The 15,736-nt window shown below is 61.9% G+C and carries 15 protein-coding genes and 2 pseudogenes; 2 read left to right on the forward strand and 15 right to left on the reverse strand.

Translation table 11 applies throughout. The annotated features are described in order from the left end of the window. Positions 1-43: 43 nt before the first annotated feature. The 3 genes from VRB54_RS13325 to VRB54_RS13335 all read right to left on the reverse strand — a co-directional run bounded on the left by VRB54_RS13325 (position 44) and on the right by VRB54_RS13335 (position 2,785). Positions 44-1,219, reverse strand: a complete 1,176-nt coding sequence (locus VRB54_RS13325) for a sugar transporter (protein ID WP_338477576.1) — start codon at positions 1,217-1,219, stop codon at positions 44-46. 125 nt (positions 1,220-1,344) lie between these two features. Continuing rightward, positions 1,345-1,701 (reverse strand): type 1 fimbrial protein, encoded by a 357-nt coding sequence (locus VRB54_RS13330; protein ID WP_338477577.1) that lies wholly within the window; start codon positions 1,699-1,701, stop codon positions 1,345-1,347. 85 nt (positions 1,702-1,786) lie between these two features. Beyond that, complete coding sequence (locus VRB54_RS13335; protein WP_338477578.1) at positions 1,787-2,785, reverse strand: bile acid:sodium symporter family protein; 999 nt, start codon at positions 2,783-2,785, stop codon at positions 1,787-1,789. A gap of 85 nt (positions 2,786-2,870) precedes the next feature. Here VRB54_RS13335 and VRB54_RS13340 point away from each other — a divergent pair, with 85 nt between their 5' ends. Further along, positions 2,871-3,659 (forward strand): helix-turn-helix transcriptional regulator, encoded by a 789-nt coding sequence (locus VRB54_RS13340; protein WP_338481104.1) that lies wholly within the window; start codon positions 2,871-2,873, stop codon positions 3,657-3,659. Between the two features lie 96 nt (positions 3,660-3,755). Here VRB54_RS13340 and VRB54_RS13345 read toward each other — a convergent pair. Continuing rightward, a pseudogene (locus VRB54_RS13345) lies at positions 3,756-4,751 on the reverse strand (ABC transporter substrate-binding protein); the annotation flags it as partial. Positions 4,752-4,917: 166 nt separating this feature from the next. On the opposite strand from VRB54_RS13345, the gene VRB54_RS13350 reads away from it, so the two are divergent. Then, entirely contained in the window at positions 4,918-5,346 is a 429-nt protein-coding gene (locus tag VRB54_RS13350; RefSeq protein WP_338477579.1) for a hypothetical protein, read from the forward strand. A 49-nt stretch (positions 5,347-5,395) separates the two neighbouring features. Here VRB54_RS13350 and VRB54_RS13355 read toward each other — a convergent pair whose 3' ends face one another. The 11 genes and pseudogenes from VRB54_RS13355 to VRB54_RS13405 all read right to left on the reverse strand — a co-directional run bounded on the left by VRB54_RS13355 (position 5,396) and on the right by VRB54_RS13405 (position 15,731). Continuing rightward, positions 5,396-6,643 carry a zinc-dependent alcohol dehydrogenase gene (locus tag VRB54_RS13355; RefSeq protein ID WP_338477580.1) on the reverse strand — a complete coding sequence of 416 codons (1,248 nt, stop codon included), beginning with the start codon at positions 6,641-6,643 and terminating at the stop codon, positions 5,396-5,398. 44 nt (positions 6,644-6,687) lie between these two features. Then, positions 6,688-7,632, reverse strand: a complete 945-nt coding sequence (locus tag VRB54_RS13360) for a class I SAM-dependent methyltransferase (protein WP_338477581.1) — start codon at positions 7,630-7,632, stop codon at positions 6,688-6,690. 12 nt (positions 7,633-7,644) lie between these two features. Continuing rightward, positions 7,645-9,024, reverse strand: coding sequence for an iron-containing redox enzyme family protein (locus tag VRB54_RS13365; RefSeq protein WP_338477582.1), 1,380 nt, complete (start codon positions 9,022-9,024; stop codon positions 7,645-7,647). 199 nt (positions 9,025-9,223) lie between these two features. Further along, positions 9,224-9,498: pseudogene (locus VRB54_RS13370) on the reverse strand (type II toxin-antitoxin system RelE/ParE family toxin). Then, positions 9,498-9,692, reverse strand: a complete 195-nt coding sequence (locus tag VRB54_RS13375) for a stability determinant (protein ID WP_209982614.1) — start codon at positions 9,690-9,692, stop codon at positions 9,498-9,500. The pseudogene VRB54_RS13370 and the gene VRB54_RS13375 overlap by 1 nt, the downstream one beginning before the upstream one ends. Before the next feature lie 115 nt (positions 9,693-9,807). Further along, complete coding sequence (locus VRB54_RS13380; protein ID WP_338477584.1) at positions 9,808-11,550, reverse strand: ABC transporter substrate-binding protein; 1,743 nt, start codon at positions 11,548-11,550, stop codon at positions 9,808-9,810. A 32-nt stretch (positions 11,551-11,582) separates the two neighbouring features. Then, complete coding sequence (locus tag VRB54_RS13385; protein WP_003232363.1) at positions 11,583-11,855, reverse strand: DUF2160 domain-containing protein; 273 nt, start codon at positions 11,853-11,855, stop codon at positions 11,583-11,585. 10 nt (positions 11,856-11,865) lie between these two features. After that, positions 11,866-12,666 (reverse strand): carbohydrate ABC transporter permease, encoded by an 801-nt coding sequence (locus VRB54_RS13390; RefSeq protein ID WP_003174634.1) that lies wholly within the window; start codon positions 12,664-12,666, stop codon positions 11,866-11,868. A gap of 10 nt (positions 12,667-12,676) precedes the next feature. Beyond that, positions 12,677-13,543 carry a carbohydrate ABC transporter permease gene (locus VRB54_RS13395; RefSeq protein WP_017735078.1) on the reverse strand — a complete coding sequence of 289 codons (867 nt, stop codon included), beginning with the start codon at positions 13,541-13,543 and terminating at the stop codon, positions 12,677-12,679. Next, positions 13,540-14,637 (reverse strand): ABC transporter ATP-binding protein, encoded by a 1,098-nt coding sequence (locus VRB54_RS13400; RefSeq protein ID WP_338477585.1) that lies wholly within the window; start codon positions 14,635-14,637, stop codon positions 13,540-13,542. Before VRB54_RS13400 ends, VRB54_RS13395 begins: the two co-directional genes overlap by 4 nt. After that, positions 14,637-15,731, reverse strand: coding sequence for an ABC transporter ATP-binding protein (locus VRB54_RS13405; protein ID WP_338477586.1), 1,095 nt, complete (start codon positions 15,729-15,731; stop codon positions 14,637-14,639). Before VRB54_RS13405 ends, VRB54_RS13400 begins: the two co-directional genes overlap by 1 nt. Positions 15,732-15,736 lie beyond the last annotated feature (5 nt).

The raw sequence follows: 15,736 nt of genomic DNA on the forward strand, positions 1-15,736 counted from the left end.
CATCTCTGGCATCAGGCAGCCCCCTGTGGCGGTCGCCTGAGGGTTAGATACCCTGCCCGAACCGCCGAATGGCCAGGCAATACCCCACCAACGCCACGGCCGCCAGCAACCCGCCCGCCGCGCCGATCCAGGCGAAGCCGAAGTGGCTGCCGACCCAACTGCCCATCAGGGCGCCGCCACCGATGCCAATGTTGTAGATGCCGGAGAACATCGCCATGGCCACGTCGGTGGCATCGGGTGCAAGCACCAGCACCTTGGACTGCATGGCCAGGCCAAAACCCATGATCGCCATGCCCCAGAAAATGCTCAGCACCACCAGGTAGGACTCGGCGCCGCTCAGCGGCAGCATCAGGGCCAGGCACGCGGCGAGAATGAATACCGCGCCGACCACGAACAGATGGGGATTGAACCGATGCACCAGGCTGAACAGCAGCGAGCCGATGATGCCCGCGCCGCCGAACACCAGCAGGATCAGGGTGACCGCGCTGCCGCTCATGCCGGCCACGCCTTCGACGAAGGGTTCGATGTAGCTGTAGGCGGTGAATTGCGCCGTCACCGTCAACGCGGTGAGCACGTAGAGCGCCACCAGCGCCGGGCGTTTGAACAGCAGCGGCAGGCTGCGCAGCGAACCGGAGTTCTGGCTCGGCAGCAACGGCAAGGTGCGCGCCAGCCAGAACACCAGCGCGGCGGCAAAGGCGCCGATCACCAGGAAGGTGGTGCGCCAGCCCATGGCTTCACCGAGCAGGCGGCCCAGAGGAATGCCCAAGACCATCGCCAGTGACGTACCGGTGGCGAGCAGGTCGAGGGCCTGCACCTGCTTGCCCTCCGGCGCCAGGCGCACCGCCAGCGAGGCGGTGATCGACCAGAACAGGGCATGGGACAGCGCAATGCCGACGCGACTGACCATCAACAGGCCAAAGCTGGTGGCAACGCTGGAGAGGATATGACTGGCGATAAACATGCCGAACAACACGATCAGCAATTTGCGCCGCTCGATGTTGCGCGTCAGCAGCATCACCGGCAGCGAGGTCAGGGAAACGATCCAGGCATAAATGGTGAGCATCAGGCCGACGTTGGCAATCGGCATGTCGAAGCTGGCGCCGATGGCGCTGAGCAGGCCGACCGGCACGAATTCGGTGGTGTTGAACACAAACGCGGCCAGCGCGAGGGCGATGACCGGCTGCCAGTTGGGCTGGGGTGTTGCGGCTGAAAGGCTCATGGAACGGCGAGGTACTCTGAAGAGGGTCAAAACGGCCACGCAGAACCTGCGTGACCGCCGAGCATTCTATAGGTTTTCTCGCCGGCGCTGTGGCCGCCAGGCCTGCCCAGCTGTCGGGCAAGGGCTCAGGGCGACGTCAGGGTAATCACATAGTTGCCCGATTCGACCGGCTTGCCGGTGGCGTCGACCAGCAGGTAGCGCTGGTCAAAATAGCGCCCATCACGGCTCTGCGACACCAGCTGTGCGCGGGCCGCGCCGCCACCCGTGGCCATGTTGCGCGCCTCCGGGCGGCTACCGCGACTGTCAGTGATACAACCGCTCAACTCCATCACCGCGCCACTGCGCGCATTTGCCGCGCACCCAGCCTCCACGATGCTGCCCCTGAACTCGATCACCCCGTGGCCGGCCGACTGCGCCGCGTTGCACACACCTGCGGCCACACACAACAGGCCCGCCACTACCGAAACGCTCTTGATCTTCATGCTGACTTCCTTCCTGGGCTCTTGAGAAGTAAGTCGTCTGGCGCGGCGTTAACTTGAGCTTATTCGTCGATGCCTGTGACCTGGATCAAGGATCCACCTGCGCCATCAGCTCCGGAATGCTTTCCGGCCGATTCGCATAGCGCTGCGCCAAGCCTGCGCACACCATCAACTGGATCTGGTGAAACAGCATCAACGGCAGGATCAGCACCCCCATGCTCGCCCCGGCAAACAGCACCTGCGCCATCGGTACGCCAGTGGCCAGGCTTTTCTTCGAACCGCAGAACAAAATGGTGATGCGGTCCTCCTGATTGAAGCCGAACAGCTTGCCCAACAGGGTCGACGCCACCAGCACCAGGGCGAGCAGTACGCAGCAGGCCAGCACCAGCCCGCCCAGTTCCCACAGCGGAATCTGATACCAGATACCTTCGTTGACCGCTTCACTGAACGCGCCGTAGACCACCAGCAGGATCGAACCCTGGTCGACGAACTTCAGCCAGGATTTATTGCGCCCGACCCAGTCGCCGATCCAGCGGCGGGCAATCTGCCCGGCAATAAACGGCAGCAACAGTTGCACGCTGATTTTCAGGATCGCATCCACCGTGGAGCCGCCGTCACCGTGCACGTTGAGCAGCAGCGTCACCAGCAGCGGCGTAAGGAAGATGCCGAACAGGCTGGACGCCGCCGCGCTGCAGATCGCCGCCGGGATGTTGCCGCGTGCCAGGGAGGTGAAGGCAATCGCCGACTGCACCGTGGCCGGCAACGCGCACAGGTAGAGCATGCCCATGTACAGGTCTTTACCGATCAGCGGCGACAACACCGGCTTGAGTGCCAGCCCCAGCAGTGGAAACAGCACGAAGGTCAGGCTGAACACCAGCAGGTGCAGGCGCCAATGGCCGGCACCGGCGACGATAGCAGTGCGCGACAGCTTGGCGCCGTGCAGGAAAAACAGCAGCGCAATCGCCAGGTTGGTCACCCAGCCAAAGGCCACCGCCGCCTGGCCGTTGACCGGCAACAGGGAGGCGAGGATCACTGTGGCGATCAGGGTCAGGGTGAAATTGTCGGGGAGAAAACGTGGACGGGTCATAAGCAAATCTTCCAGGGGTTGCCAAGCGCACCGTGGCGACTCTAACGTAACGGCCTGTTACCGACTAACGCCAATGAGCCAGTAAATGCCGCCTAAAGGACATGAAAAGACCGTTCGGCGCAGTGTGCCCGGGCTTTCCAGCCTGCCGCGCCCGGTGTACGGGCGTACTGAATCCCTGCCCAATCGAGCCCTGACACGCCGGCACAGCCACCCGTGGGTGCAATTGTCGTACGCGATTTCCGGGGTATTGGAAATTCAGACCAGCGCCGGACGCTTCGTCGCCCCGCCGCAGCGCGCGGTGTGGATCCCGGCGGGCATGCCGCACCGGGTCTACAGCGCGCCGCACACCGAGATGCGCAGCCTGTACCTCGATTGCAGCGTGACCACCTGGGCGGTCGAGCGCTGCCATGTGCTGGAGGTGAGCAGCCTGTTGCGCGAGCTGATCCGCAGCTTCAGCGCGTTGCCGGTGGCCTACGCCGAGGACGGGCCGCAGGGGCGTCTGGCCCGGGTGCTGCTGGATCAGTTGGCGGCAGCACCGCAGGTGGACTTGATGCTGCCCCTGCCCCACGACCCGCGCTTGCGCCAGATCTACCGCAGCCTGAGCCTGCATCCGGAACAGCAGACGACCCTGGGTGAGTGGAGCCGGAAACTGGCGGTGAGTGAGAAGACGCTCAGCCGCTTGTTTTTGGGGGATACCGGATTGACCTTTCGTGCGTGGCGTCAGCGCTTGCGGTTGCTCAGTGCACTGCCCGCGCTGGAGCACGGGGAGCGCGTGACGGATGTGGCGTTGGGGTGTGGGTATGAGTCGACTTCGGCGTTTATTAATGCGTTTCGGCAGCAGTTTGGGGGGACGCCTGGGGAGTTTTTTCGCTAGCTGACTGGGTACATATCCGTTATTTGGGTAACGGCGGAACCAATACCCGCCATCCCCTAAATAACGGATATGCCCCCCAACCCCAGGATTTTCAACCCCCTCCCCCCCATAAGCCTCTTCAAAAAAGTAATCCTTCCAACTCCCCGCCTTGTTCTTCAACACCCCCAACGCCTGCAATTTCTCGGCATAGATATAGGTGCGCTGCGGCACGATGGTGAAATCAATCTCCGGGTCCTGCACGATTTTCTCCACCAGTTCCAGCGGCAACTTCGACTGTTCTATACGGATATAAGCCTTGGCCGCCGCCGGTTTGTCAGCCTTGATAATCTGCTCGGCCTCAGCCAGCGCCGCATAAAACGCCTTGTAGGTCCGGGGATTCTCATCGTGAAATTTCTGCGTCGTATAAAGCACGTTGAACGTAGCCGGACCGCCCAGAATGTCGTACGAACTGAGCACCTTGTGCACCTTGGGATTCAACAACTCCTGATACTGGAACGGCGGGCTGGAGAAGTGCGCATTGATCTCCGACCCCCCGGCAATCAGCGCTGCCGTGGCGTCGGGGTGGGCCAGGCTGATGGAGATGTCATCGAACTTCTTGTAGTTGGCATCACCGAACTGCCGGGCCGTCTCGATCTGCAGGGTGCGCGACTGGAAACCCACGCCGGCGGCGGGCACGGCGATGCGGTCTTTCTCGGTAAAGTCCTTGAGGGTCTTCACGTCGGGATTGTTGGTGAGCAGGTAGTTGGGCATCGAGCCCAGGGAGGCGATGGCCTTGACGTTCTGTTTGCCTTTGGTACGGTCCCACAGGGTGAGCATCGGCGGTACACCCGCCGAGACCACGTCCAGCGCGCCGGCGAGCAGCGATTCGTTCATGGCGGTGGCGCCGGAAATGCTGTTCCATTCCACCTGGATATCCAGGCCCTGTTCCTTGCCGTGCTTTTCGATCAGGTGCTGATCGCGCACGACGTCGAGGATCAGGTAGCCAATGCCGAACTGCTGGGCGATGCTGATTTTGCCTTCGGCCTGCGCGCCCACGCTGAGCAAGGCGCTCGCGACGGCCAGCAGGGTCAGGGAGGAACGCTTGAAAGTCATTAAGGGCCTGCCGCGTAGTCGTAAAGGTGACTGAGGGTAGCGACGATTTTTAAGACTGGAAAAGAATATCGGGATCTATTGTTATGCAAATAATCCCCAAACCAACGCTCGGCTGTTATTGTGCCGCGCTTTGAAATACTGCCGCCGACCTGCGAGGAAATCGACGTTGAACACTGACGAAAAAATGACTGGGGACCTGTTCGAGGTGGATAAGCGTCTGTCACTCAAGAACGTGGTGGACTTCAACGCCTACCTGCGCAGCGCGTTCGGCGATGGCCCGTGCACCTGCGTGCGCTGCGTTGCCGGCGGCGGTGACGAGAGCGGCTATGAGTTCCAGCACACCTTCAGCTTTGACGCGAAACCCACCCACCGCCGCTTCGCCTCGACGGCAGGCAGCGATGTGCTGATGGCGTTGAAGAAGGCGTGGTTGTCCTACACCAAGGCCGAATTGCCACTCAGCGGCGTGCTGGAGCTGGACACGGTGAAGGCGTTTGTCGAGCCGCAACTTCACAAGCGCGTGGCACCGCTTTTTCTGGCCAGCGGGCTGGTCAAGGATGTAGAAGGCGAACTGCACCTTCAGCCACAGGCGGCCTGAAGCCAGCCTCTAAAGATGAGGGAGGGCGCAATCCCCTCCCCCTTTCAGACTAAAACCCCGGCACGCCCTGCACACGAAACTCCGGTGTCAGCTCTTCCTCCAGCGGCTCCACCAGTGGCCGATCATCGATCCCCGGCATCAGGATCACCTTGCGGCAATCCTCCTCGCCCTTGTCAAACAATTCGTACCCGCGCGCGGCCTGCTCCAGCGACAGCCGATGGGTAACGATCGCCTCGGGATTCAGGTGCCCCAGTTCAATGTGTTCAAGCAGCTCAGGCAAAAAGCGCTGCACATGGGTCTGGCCCATCTTGAACGTGAGGCCCTTGTCGAACGCATCGCCAAACATGAAGCCATGGATAAACCCGGCATACACCCCCGCCACGCTGACCACGCCCCCACGGCGCACGGCCGCAATACATTGGCGCAACGCCTTGCCGCTGCTGCCTTCGATCTTGAGCGTAGTGAGGATAGTTTCGGTGGTACTGCCCTTGGCCTCGAACCCCACCGCGTCCACCACGCCGTCGACGCCGCGCATGCCGGCGGTCTGACGGATGATGGTGTCGGCAGGATCGTCGTCCTCCTCGAAGTTGATCGGGATCACGCCGTACATTTTCTGCGCGTAGGCCAGTCGGTACGGGTGGTCATCGACCATGAAGATCTGCTCGGCGCCCAGCATCTGCGCGCAAGCTGCACTGAGCAGGCCCACCGGGCCCGCGCCATAGATCGCCACGCTGGAGCCCTTGCCGATGCCCGCATTGGTCACGGCCTGCCAGGCGGTGGGCAGGATGTCCGAAAGGAACAGCACCTTCTCGTCCGACAGGGTGCCGGGCACCTTGAACGGGCCGGTGTTGGCCTTGGGCACCCGCACCAACTCGGCCTGCCCACCCGGCACACCGCCATACAGACGGCTGTAACCGAACAACGCGGCGCCCGGTGGAATCGCCTTTTTATTGAGGATCGCTCCACGGCCGTCGTTGGTGGTTTCGCAGGCGGCAAATTGCTGCAACTGGCAGAAGAAGCAATCGCCACAGGCAATCACGAAGGGGATCACCACCCGGTCGCCGCGTTGCACTGCCGTCACTGCCGGGCCGGTTTCTTCGACGATGCCCATGAACTCATGGCCGAAAATATCGCCGTGTTCCACCGTGGGGATCTTGCCCCGGTACAGGTGCAGGTCGGAGCCGCAGATGGCGGTGGCCGTGACCCGCAGGATGATGTCGTCGGGTTGTTCAATGATGGGGTCGGGGACGGTGTCCACCTGCACCTTATGGGCGCCTTGATAGGTCATGGCTCGCATGGGTTGCTCTCCTTTGAGTTGACTGCATCTGAATTAACAGCCCGTCACCGCAAGCGGGTCACGGTGAGGGCGACCACGGCGATTCGCTCCACGCGCTCATAGCCCGGTTTATCGAGTTCTTCGCCGAACACATCGGGGTCCAGTTCGCGGTAGGTCCAGCCGAACGCATCGTTGCTCAGCAACGGGCGCGCGGCCTCCAGAAATGGGTCGGTGCCGGCCACCATCGCCACGCCGGTGTAGAGCACCAGGCTGCCGCCCAGGGACAGGCGTTGCAGCGCCTGCTCAAGGATGCGCAGCGACAACTGTTCGCCCAGCGCACCGCCGCCGTGGCGATAGGCGCGCTGGCCGTCGTCGTTCATGTAGGGCGGGTTGGCGACGATCAGGTCGAAGGTGCCCTCCACGCTTGCCAGGATGTCGCTCTGGTACACGCTGACATTATTCAGCCCGGCCAACTCGGCATTCACCGCCGTCATGCGCAGGGCCTGGGGATTGATGTCCACCGCCAGCACCTCGGCGTCGTGCCGTGCCTGGGCGATCACCAACGCACCGACACCGGCGCCGCAGCCAATGTCCACCGCCCGCTGCAACGGCTCGAAGCGTTGCTGCAAATGGGCGTCGATCACCTGAGCGAATCGGTAGCTGTCGGGGCCGAAGAACACCGCGTCGGCCTCGGTGGTAGGAAACGGCGAATGGGCAAACAGCAGCTCACCCAGGCTCGACCAGCGCACCGTGCTGCGCCACAGGGCGTCGTGCTTTTCGATCACCCCGGCCTGGCACAGTTCGTCGCGAAACGCGTCGGGCATCAGGTCGCTGTCGAACGGCATCGACCAGCCGAACACATCGCGCAGGTTCATCGCCAGCGGCGTGGCCAGGCGTTTGAACACACGTTCGTGGGTCAGAGGCGTTGGTGTGATGAAGCGATAGCCGCTTTCCTTCAGACCCCGACCCAGGTTGAGCAAGGCGCGATCGGCAAGTTGTTGTGCAGACATAAGCAGGCTTCCTCAGCGCAGGCGCGCACGTAGCTGGATAAAGCGGCGAGTGGCATACAGGCCCACCGGCAGGCAGTGGCGTCGCGCGGTCATCCACGGGATCAGGGTGTTGATCTGCTGCTCGTCGGGCAGTTGCCACAGTGATTCCACCAGGGCCTGGGTGTCCGGGTCTGCCGGGCGATGCTGCTCGCGGGAAAAGCGGCTGCCGCGCCCCGGCCGCACCGGCGGCACCCGCTGCGGGCTGACCCAGCTGCCGGCAATCCAATCGTGCAGGACTTGTTTTTCATAGCCGCTGAAAGCCCCGAACATCGCCGCGCCGGCGCCTTCGATCAGCTGCCAGAAGCGGCTTTCGGCGGGATCCTGGTTGCGCCTGATCCAGCCCTTGTCCTGCAGCGCGGTGAGGAAGTCGCCGATCTGACCCGGCTTGGCCAGCCACTGGTTGACGGTCTTGCCCTCGAAACGGCAGTAGTCCGAATGCATGTGCTGACCGAAGCTGCGCTTGCGCTCCAGCATGGCCACCACCTCATCCTGCAGGTTGAAGCCTTCGATCACGGCGGTGGTGTCCGCGCCGAGGTCGTTGAGGCGATAGCCCTGAGCCACGCGCCGGTAGAATTCGTCCCTGCCCTCGCCCAGCGGCAACAGGCTCAACACCGACTGCGCCGCCTTGCAGGCATGGCCGCTGCCAGCGTTGTCGATGGTGACGTGCAGGGTGAAGTAATACGGGTCGATGCCCAGTTCGCTCAGCTCATAGGAGGTGATCAACAGGTGCAGAGGCAACTGCTCGTAGCCGAGGTTGTAGCCAATGATTTCCGGCAGAAACTGCTCGGCACTCAGCCCCAGGGCCAATTGCAGGGCACCTTGCAGGTAGTGCTCGTCCTCGACCCCGGCCTCGCTGTCGGCATCGTGATCGCTCAGCAATTTACGGTAGATCACCACATGGTTCTGCGCGGCTTCGCCGTCGCCCAATTCTTCCAGGTAGGTGGTGAGCAGGCCGTCGAAACGCTGATCATGCCAGTAGCGCAGCAGCCCATAGAGCCAGGCGCCATCGACGTATTTGGTCGGTGCCACGCGCTGCAGCACGTAGAGCGCATGAGCCTTGTTCTGAAAGTAACGGCGTGGCCGGCCCTGCTGGCGCTGTTCAAGGTACTCGGCGTATTGCTCGGCCACGGCGGTGCAGCGTTGCTCCACCCAGGCGGGCAGTTGCTCAGGCGTATCGGGCAATTCGCTGGCGGCGTGTTGCACCTGCGCCAGCTGGCTTTGCAAAAATTCATGGGCCAGCTCGCGGGCATTGGGCGCCTCGTTGTAGAGCTGTTGGTAAACCCGCTGATAGTGGCCGTGGTTTGAGTGATGTACAGAGGCCGGCTGGCCCGACAGCGCCGTTAACAGGGTCATGATGGCAGTTCCCGCAAAGTCCGATGCAATCTGGCCTTCAACCATGAAGACCCCAAACGGGCGCGCGTTAGCAGGCGCCTCTAAAGTGCAGAGCGTCGGGCAGTGCGGAAAATTCAATCGGGGTTGGGACAGTGGGGATCAGTGGTCTATGCGCGCAAGACAGCACCGACAGCTGATGGCGGCTAACGTGCCGAGAGGCTCAAGGGTATTTCTGACGTGAATGCAGGACGTTGACTATTTCAATCCGCTCAAGCGTTATTCGATAAACAAGAACGTAATTGGGATGTACCACGACCTCTCGAGTCCCCGGCACGCGTCCGCCGGGATAGAGGTAAGGATGCTCAGTGAGTGGTAGAGGCGCCACTTCAAGACGGGCTTTAAACGTCTTGCCGCACCAGGATTTTCAGCAGCAATGAAAGTGAGGATATCGATCAGATCGGCAATGGCCTCATCGAGCCAAACAAGCGCCAGCATCAGGCTTTTGACCGCTGCTTGCGTTCTGCCTCCAGAATGATAGCTTCAACCCGCGCCATCACTTCGTCATGAGGAACGCCACTGCCAGGATTGGCCAGACTCTTTTCCACCTTTGCCCGAAACCACAGATCATGGCTGCTTGCCTGCTCTTCGGTCTCAAACTCGGAAACGATTGGTGAAAGCGGAACACCCATGACGTGACCTCCTGTATGAATGCTCAGCAGTCTAGTAGCAACCTCCAGTCTTGTCTCTGGCCTCCGGATGAAATGCAGGCCTGCTTTTCACAGCAAGCCTGCATCCCCGGCATCGTTATTTGCGCGCCGCCTCCCACTGCTTGAGCAGGTCGTTGTAGTTCACGGTTTCGCCTTTGGGTTTTTCGTTGGCCAGTTTCGGCTTGGGCGCGCCCGGTTGGTCGAACCAGTATTGCGCGTCGCGCTCGGGGTTCATTTTCGGGCCGCACACCGGTTGCACCTTGGAGCGTTCCAGGCGGGTCATGATCGCGTCCTGTTCCTTGGCCAGGTTGTCCAGTGCCTGTTGCGGGGTTTTCTCGCCGCTGGCTGCGGCGGCGATGTTGCTCCACCACAACTGCGCCAACCGTGGGTAGTCAGGCACGTTGGTGCCGGTCGGGGTCCACTCGACCCGGGCCGGGCTGCGGTAGAACTCCACCAGGCCGCCAAGTTTGGGCGCCAGGTCGGTCATGGCCTGGGAGTTGATGTCGGACTCACGAATCGGCGTCAGGCCGACGATGGTTTTCTTCAGCGAGACGGTTTTCGAGGTCACGAACTGCGCGTAGAGCCAGGCCGCGAGTTTCTGTTTCTCGGGCGTCGACTTGAGGAAGGTCCAGGAGCCCACGTCCTGGTAGCCCTTCTTCATGCCCTTTTCCCAGTAAGGTCCGACCGGCGACGGCGCCATGCGCCATTTCGGCGTGCCGTCGGCGTTCACCACCGGCAGGCCCGGCTTGGTCATGTCGGCGGTAAACGCGGTGTACCAGAAGATTTGCTGGGCGATGTTGCCCTGGGACGGCACCGGGCCGGATTCGGAGAAGGTCATGCCCGCCGCTTCCGGTGGCGCGTAGGCTTTCATCCAGTCCACGTATTTCTGCGTGGCAAACACGGCGGCCGGGCCGTTGGTGTCGCCGCCCCGGGTGACGCTGGAGCCCACCGGGTGGCAGTCCTCCACGCGAATGCCCCACTCGTCCACCGGCAAGCCGTTGGGCAGTCCCTTGTCGCCGCCGCCGGCCATGGAGAACCAGGCATCGGTAAAGCGCCAGCCCAGGGACGGGTCTTTCTTGCCGTAATCCATGTGCCCGTAGATGCGCTTGCCGTCGATTTCCTTGACGTCTTCGCTGAAGAACTTGGCGATGTCCTCGTAGGCCGACCAGTTCACCGGCACGCCGAGGTCGTAGCCGTATTTTTCCTTGAACCTGGCTTTCAGCTCAGGCCGCTCGAACCAGTCGGCGCGGAACCAGTAAAGGTTGGCGAACTGCTGGTCGGGCAACTGATACAGCTTGCCGTCCGGTGCGGTGGTGAAGGACAGGCCGATGAAGTCCTTGAGGTCCAGGGTCGGCGAGGTGAAGTCCTTGCCTTCGTTGGCCATCAGGTCGGTGATCGATTCGGTCTTGCCATAGCGAAAGTGCGTACCAATCAAGTCGGAATCGTTGACCCAGCCGTCATAGATGTTCTTGTCGGACTGCATCTGGGTCTGCAGCTTCTCCACCACGTCGCCTTCCTGCAGCAGGTCGTGGGTCAGCTTGATGCCGGTGATTTCGCTGAAGGCCTTGGCCAGTACCTTGGACTCATACTCGTGGGTGGTGAGGGTTTCCGACACCACGTTGATCTTCATCCCACGGAACGGTTCGGCGGCCTTGATAAACCACTTCAATTCCTCCAACTGCTGTTCGGCCGTGAGGGTGGACGGTTTGAACTCGCTGCCGATCCATTTTTTCGCGGCGTCTTCATACGCATCGGCCCAGGTCGACGCGCTCAAACCGCTGAGGGCCAGTACGGCGGCCAATGAAATGCTATGTCGCAGCTTATTGTTGTTATTCAACATAGAGACCTCCTGGTTGTTTATTCACAAGGGCACTAGCCCCAACGCATCACACTCAACAGCCATACCAGGGAGAGCGCGGACGCCACCCAGATGCTCCAGTCGGTAACGCCGATCACCAGCAAATGCAGGTAGGCGCTGCCGAGAAGACCGATAAACAAACGATCACCACGGGTGGTGCTGATCGGCAGAAACCCGCGCCGGGGGATGCTCGGCGAGCGCAGTTCCCAGGTGGTCATGCCCGCCAGAATCAGCGCGATGCCGCCAAAGAACAGTGCAGTAGGGGTGGTCCAGGCCATCCATTCCATCATCGACTCCTCAGACCCGGCCCAGGGCAAAGCCCTTGGCCACGTGGTTGCGAACAAACCAGATCACCAGCATGCCCGGCAGGATGGTCAACACCCCCGCCGCTGCCAGCACGCCCCAGTCGATGCCCGACGCCGACACCGTGCGCGTCATCACCGCCGCAATCGGCTTGGCATTGACCGACGTGAGCGTGCGCGCCAGCAGCAGTTCGACCCAGGAAAACATGAAGCAGAAAAACGCCGTGACGCCGATGCCGGAGCCGATCAGCGGGATAAAGATCTTCACGAAGAACTTGGGGAACGAGTAGCCGTCGATATAGGCGGTTTCGTCGATTTCCTTGGGCACCCCGGACATGAAGCCCTCCAGGATCCACACCGCCAGCGGCACGTTGAACAGGCAATGCGCCAGCGCCACCGCGATATGTGTGTCGAACAGGCCAATGGAGGAATACAGCTGGAAAAACGGCAGCAGAAACACCGCCGGTGGCGCCATGCGGTTGGTCAGCAGCCAGAAGAACAGGTGCTTGTCGCCGAGGAACCGGTAGCGTGAAAACGCGTACGCTGCCGGCAGCGCCACGCTCAGGGAGATCACCGTGTTCAGGCTCACGTAGTACAGCGAGTTGAGGTAACCGGTGTACCAGCTCGGGTCGGTGAAGATCACCTTGTAGTTGGCCAGGGTGAAATCCTGCGGAAACAACGTCAGCCCGCCGAGGATCTCGGTATTGCTCTTGAAGGACATGTTCAACAGCCAGTAGATCGGCACCAGCAGGAACAGGATGTAGATCAGCAGCGGTATGACCTTGCGTTTGCTCATGTTGGCGGCCTCAGCGGTTGGCGTCGGAGTGGGTCATGGCGGTGTAGAACAGCCAGGACACCAACAGGATGATCAGGAAGTACACCAGGGAAAACGCCGCCGCCGGGCCCAGGTCGAATTGGCCGACGGCCATCTGGGTCAGGGTCTGACTGAGGAAAGTGGTGGCGTTACCCGGCCCGCCGCCCGTCAACACGAAGGGCTCGGTGTAGATCATGAAGCTGTCCATGAAGCGCAGCATCACCGCGATCAGCAGCACGCTTTTCATCTTGGGCAGTTGGATGTGTCGGAACACCGCCCACGCCGACGCGCGATCAATCCGCGCCGCCTGGTAATACACATCCGGAATCGCGCGCAGGCCGGAGTAGCACAGCAGCGCCACCAGCGATGTCCAGTGCCACACGTCCATCACCAGCACGGTGACCCAGGCGTCCGCGGTATTCGCCGCATAGTTGTAGCTGATGCCCAGGGCGTTGAGGCTGTAGCCGAGCAGGCCGATATCGGCGCGGCCGAAGATCTGCCAGATGGTGCCCACCACGTTCCACGGGATCAGCAAGGGAATCGCCAGGATGATCAGCACCAGCGACGACCAGCGCCCCTTGGTCGGCATGGTCAGGGCGATGGCGATGCCCAGCGGGATTTCGATCAGCAGCACGCAGGCCGAATAGATGAACTGGCGCAGCAGCGAGTCGTGCAGCCGCGGGTCGAGCAGCACCTGTTTGTACCAGTCGGCGCCGACAAAATAGCGGCTGGACTGGTCGAAAATGTCCTGCACCGAGTAGTTGACCACGGTCATCATCGGGATCACCGCACTGAACGCCACCAGCAGGAACACCGGCAACACCAGCCACCAGGCCTTGTTGTTTTGCACCTTGTTCATGGCAGCACCTCCAGCAGGTAATCGTCGGCGTACAGCATCAGCCACTGCGCGGGAAAACTGATCGACACCGTGCCCTCGGGCACCGGTTTGTCTTCGGCCAGGCGTACCTTGAGCACCGCGCCGTCGAGCTTGAGGGTGATGATCTTGTAGGTGCCCAGGTCTTCCAGATGCGTGACATCGGCCTGCAGGGCGTCAGGGTTGTACTCGTCCCACACGTGGATGAATTCCGGGCGAATGCCTACCTGCAACTTCTTGTAGGGCGCAGTGGCAAGGCGCTGTTGCAGCGCCTCGGACAACGGTAAGTGCGTACCGGCAAAGCGTACGCCGCCCGCCTCGGCCTGCACCTCGATCAGGTTCATGCCGGGGCTGCCGATGAAATAGCCGACAAAGGTGTGGCTGGGCCGCTCGAACAAGTCCCGTGGCGTACCAAACTGCACGATCTGCCCGCCGTACATCACCGCGATCTTGTCGGCGAAGGTCGAGGCCTCCAACTGGTCGTGGGTGACGTAGACCATGGTGATGTTGAACTGCTCATGAATCTGCTTGAGCTTGCGCCGCAGTTTCCACTTCAGGTGCGGGTCGATCACCGTCAGCGGTTCGTCGAACAGGATCGCCGACACGTCATCGCGCACCAGGCCACGGCCCATCGAGACCTTCTGTTTTTCGTCGGCGGTGAGGTTGCGCGCCTTCTTGCTCAGCAGGTTTTGCAGGTCAAGGACTTCGGCAATTTCCGCCACCTTGCTGTGAACCTTCGCCTCGGCCATGCCCTGGTTGCGCAGGGGGAACGCCAGGTTGTCGAACACGGTCATGGTGTCGTACACCACCGGGAACTGGAACACCTGGGCGATGTTGCGTTTCTCCGGGGTGAGGTCGTTGACCACCTTGCCGTCGAACAGCACCTGGCCTTCGGACGGGCTGAGCAGCCCGGAGATGATATTGAGCAGGGTCGACTTGCCGCAGCCCGATGGCCCGAGCAAGGCGTAGGCGCCGCCCTGCTCCCAGACGTGGTTCATGGCGCGAATCGCGTAGTCCTCGGGACTGGCGGGCGCTGCGCTGTAGCTGTGCGCCAGGTTCTGCAAATGGATCTCGGCCATCAGGCAACCCTCGCGACACGGCGCCCGGGCGCCTGGACCAGGCGGCCCTCGGCATCGAACACAAACAGTTTATGGGTGGGGATATACACGCGGATCGGCGCGTCGACGTCGTATTCGTGCACCCCCGGCAAATGCAGCACCAGCAGGAAGTGCTCGCTGCGCACATGCAGAAAGGTTTCCGAGCCGCTGATCTCGGCGACTTCCACCGTGACCGCCAGCTCCAGGTCGTCGTCGTTGCTGGGCACCAGGCTGATATGGCTGGGGCGCACACCGAAGCGGAATTCGCCTTCGCCGATGGGGCGCAGGTCGACGTTGAGCGGGAAGTGCACGAAGTTGGCAAAGCTCACTTCATTGCCGCTGATACGCCCGGGCATCAGGTTGATCGGCGGTTCGGAGAACAGTTCGGCGGCAAGTACGCTGTGCGGCTGGTGATAGACCTCGGCGGCCTTGCCGCTCTGGATCACCCGGCCTTCGTGCAGGATGGTGGTGGTGCCGCCCAGGGCCAGAGCCTCGTTGGGCTCGGTGGTGGCATAGATAGCGATGGTGTGGCGCGCCGCGAACAGCTCGCGCATTTCCTGACGCAGCTCTTCGCGCAGTTTGTAGTCCAGGTTCACCAACGGCTCGTCGAACAGAATCAGCTCGGCGTCCTTGACCAGCGCGCGGGCCATGGCCGTGCGTTGCTGCTGGCCACCGGACAATTCCAACGGGTGGCGCTTGAGGAACTTCTCGATGCGCAGCATGCGCGCGGTTTCCAGCACCTTGCTCTGGATCACGTCGTCCGCCACACCGGCCTGACGCAGCGGCGAGGCGATGTTTTCGAACACGGTCATGGTCGGGTAGTTGATGAACTGCTGGTACACCATCGACACGTTGCGCAGGCGTACCGGCTTGTTCGTGACATCCACGCCGTGCATCAGGATGCGACCGCTGTCGGGCTTGTCCAGCCCGGCCATCAGGCGCATCAGGCTGGTCTTGCCGGACAGGGTGCGGCCGAGCAAAACGTTGAAGGAACCGGCTTCGAAACGCAGGTTGGCGTCGTCGATCCAGGTTTGGCCTTCTACGACGCGGGAGACATGTTCCAGGGTCAATGACATGACAC

The organism is Pseudomonas trivialis (genome assembly GCF_036864995.1).
Taxonomy (GTDB): domain Bacteria; phylum Pseudomonadota; class Gammaproteobacteria; order Pseudomonadales; family Pseudomonadaceae; genus Aquipseudomonas; species Aquipseudomonas trivialis.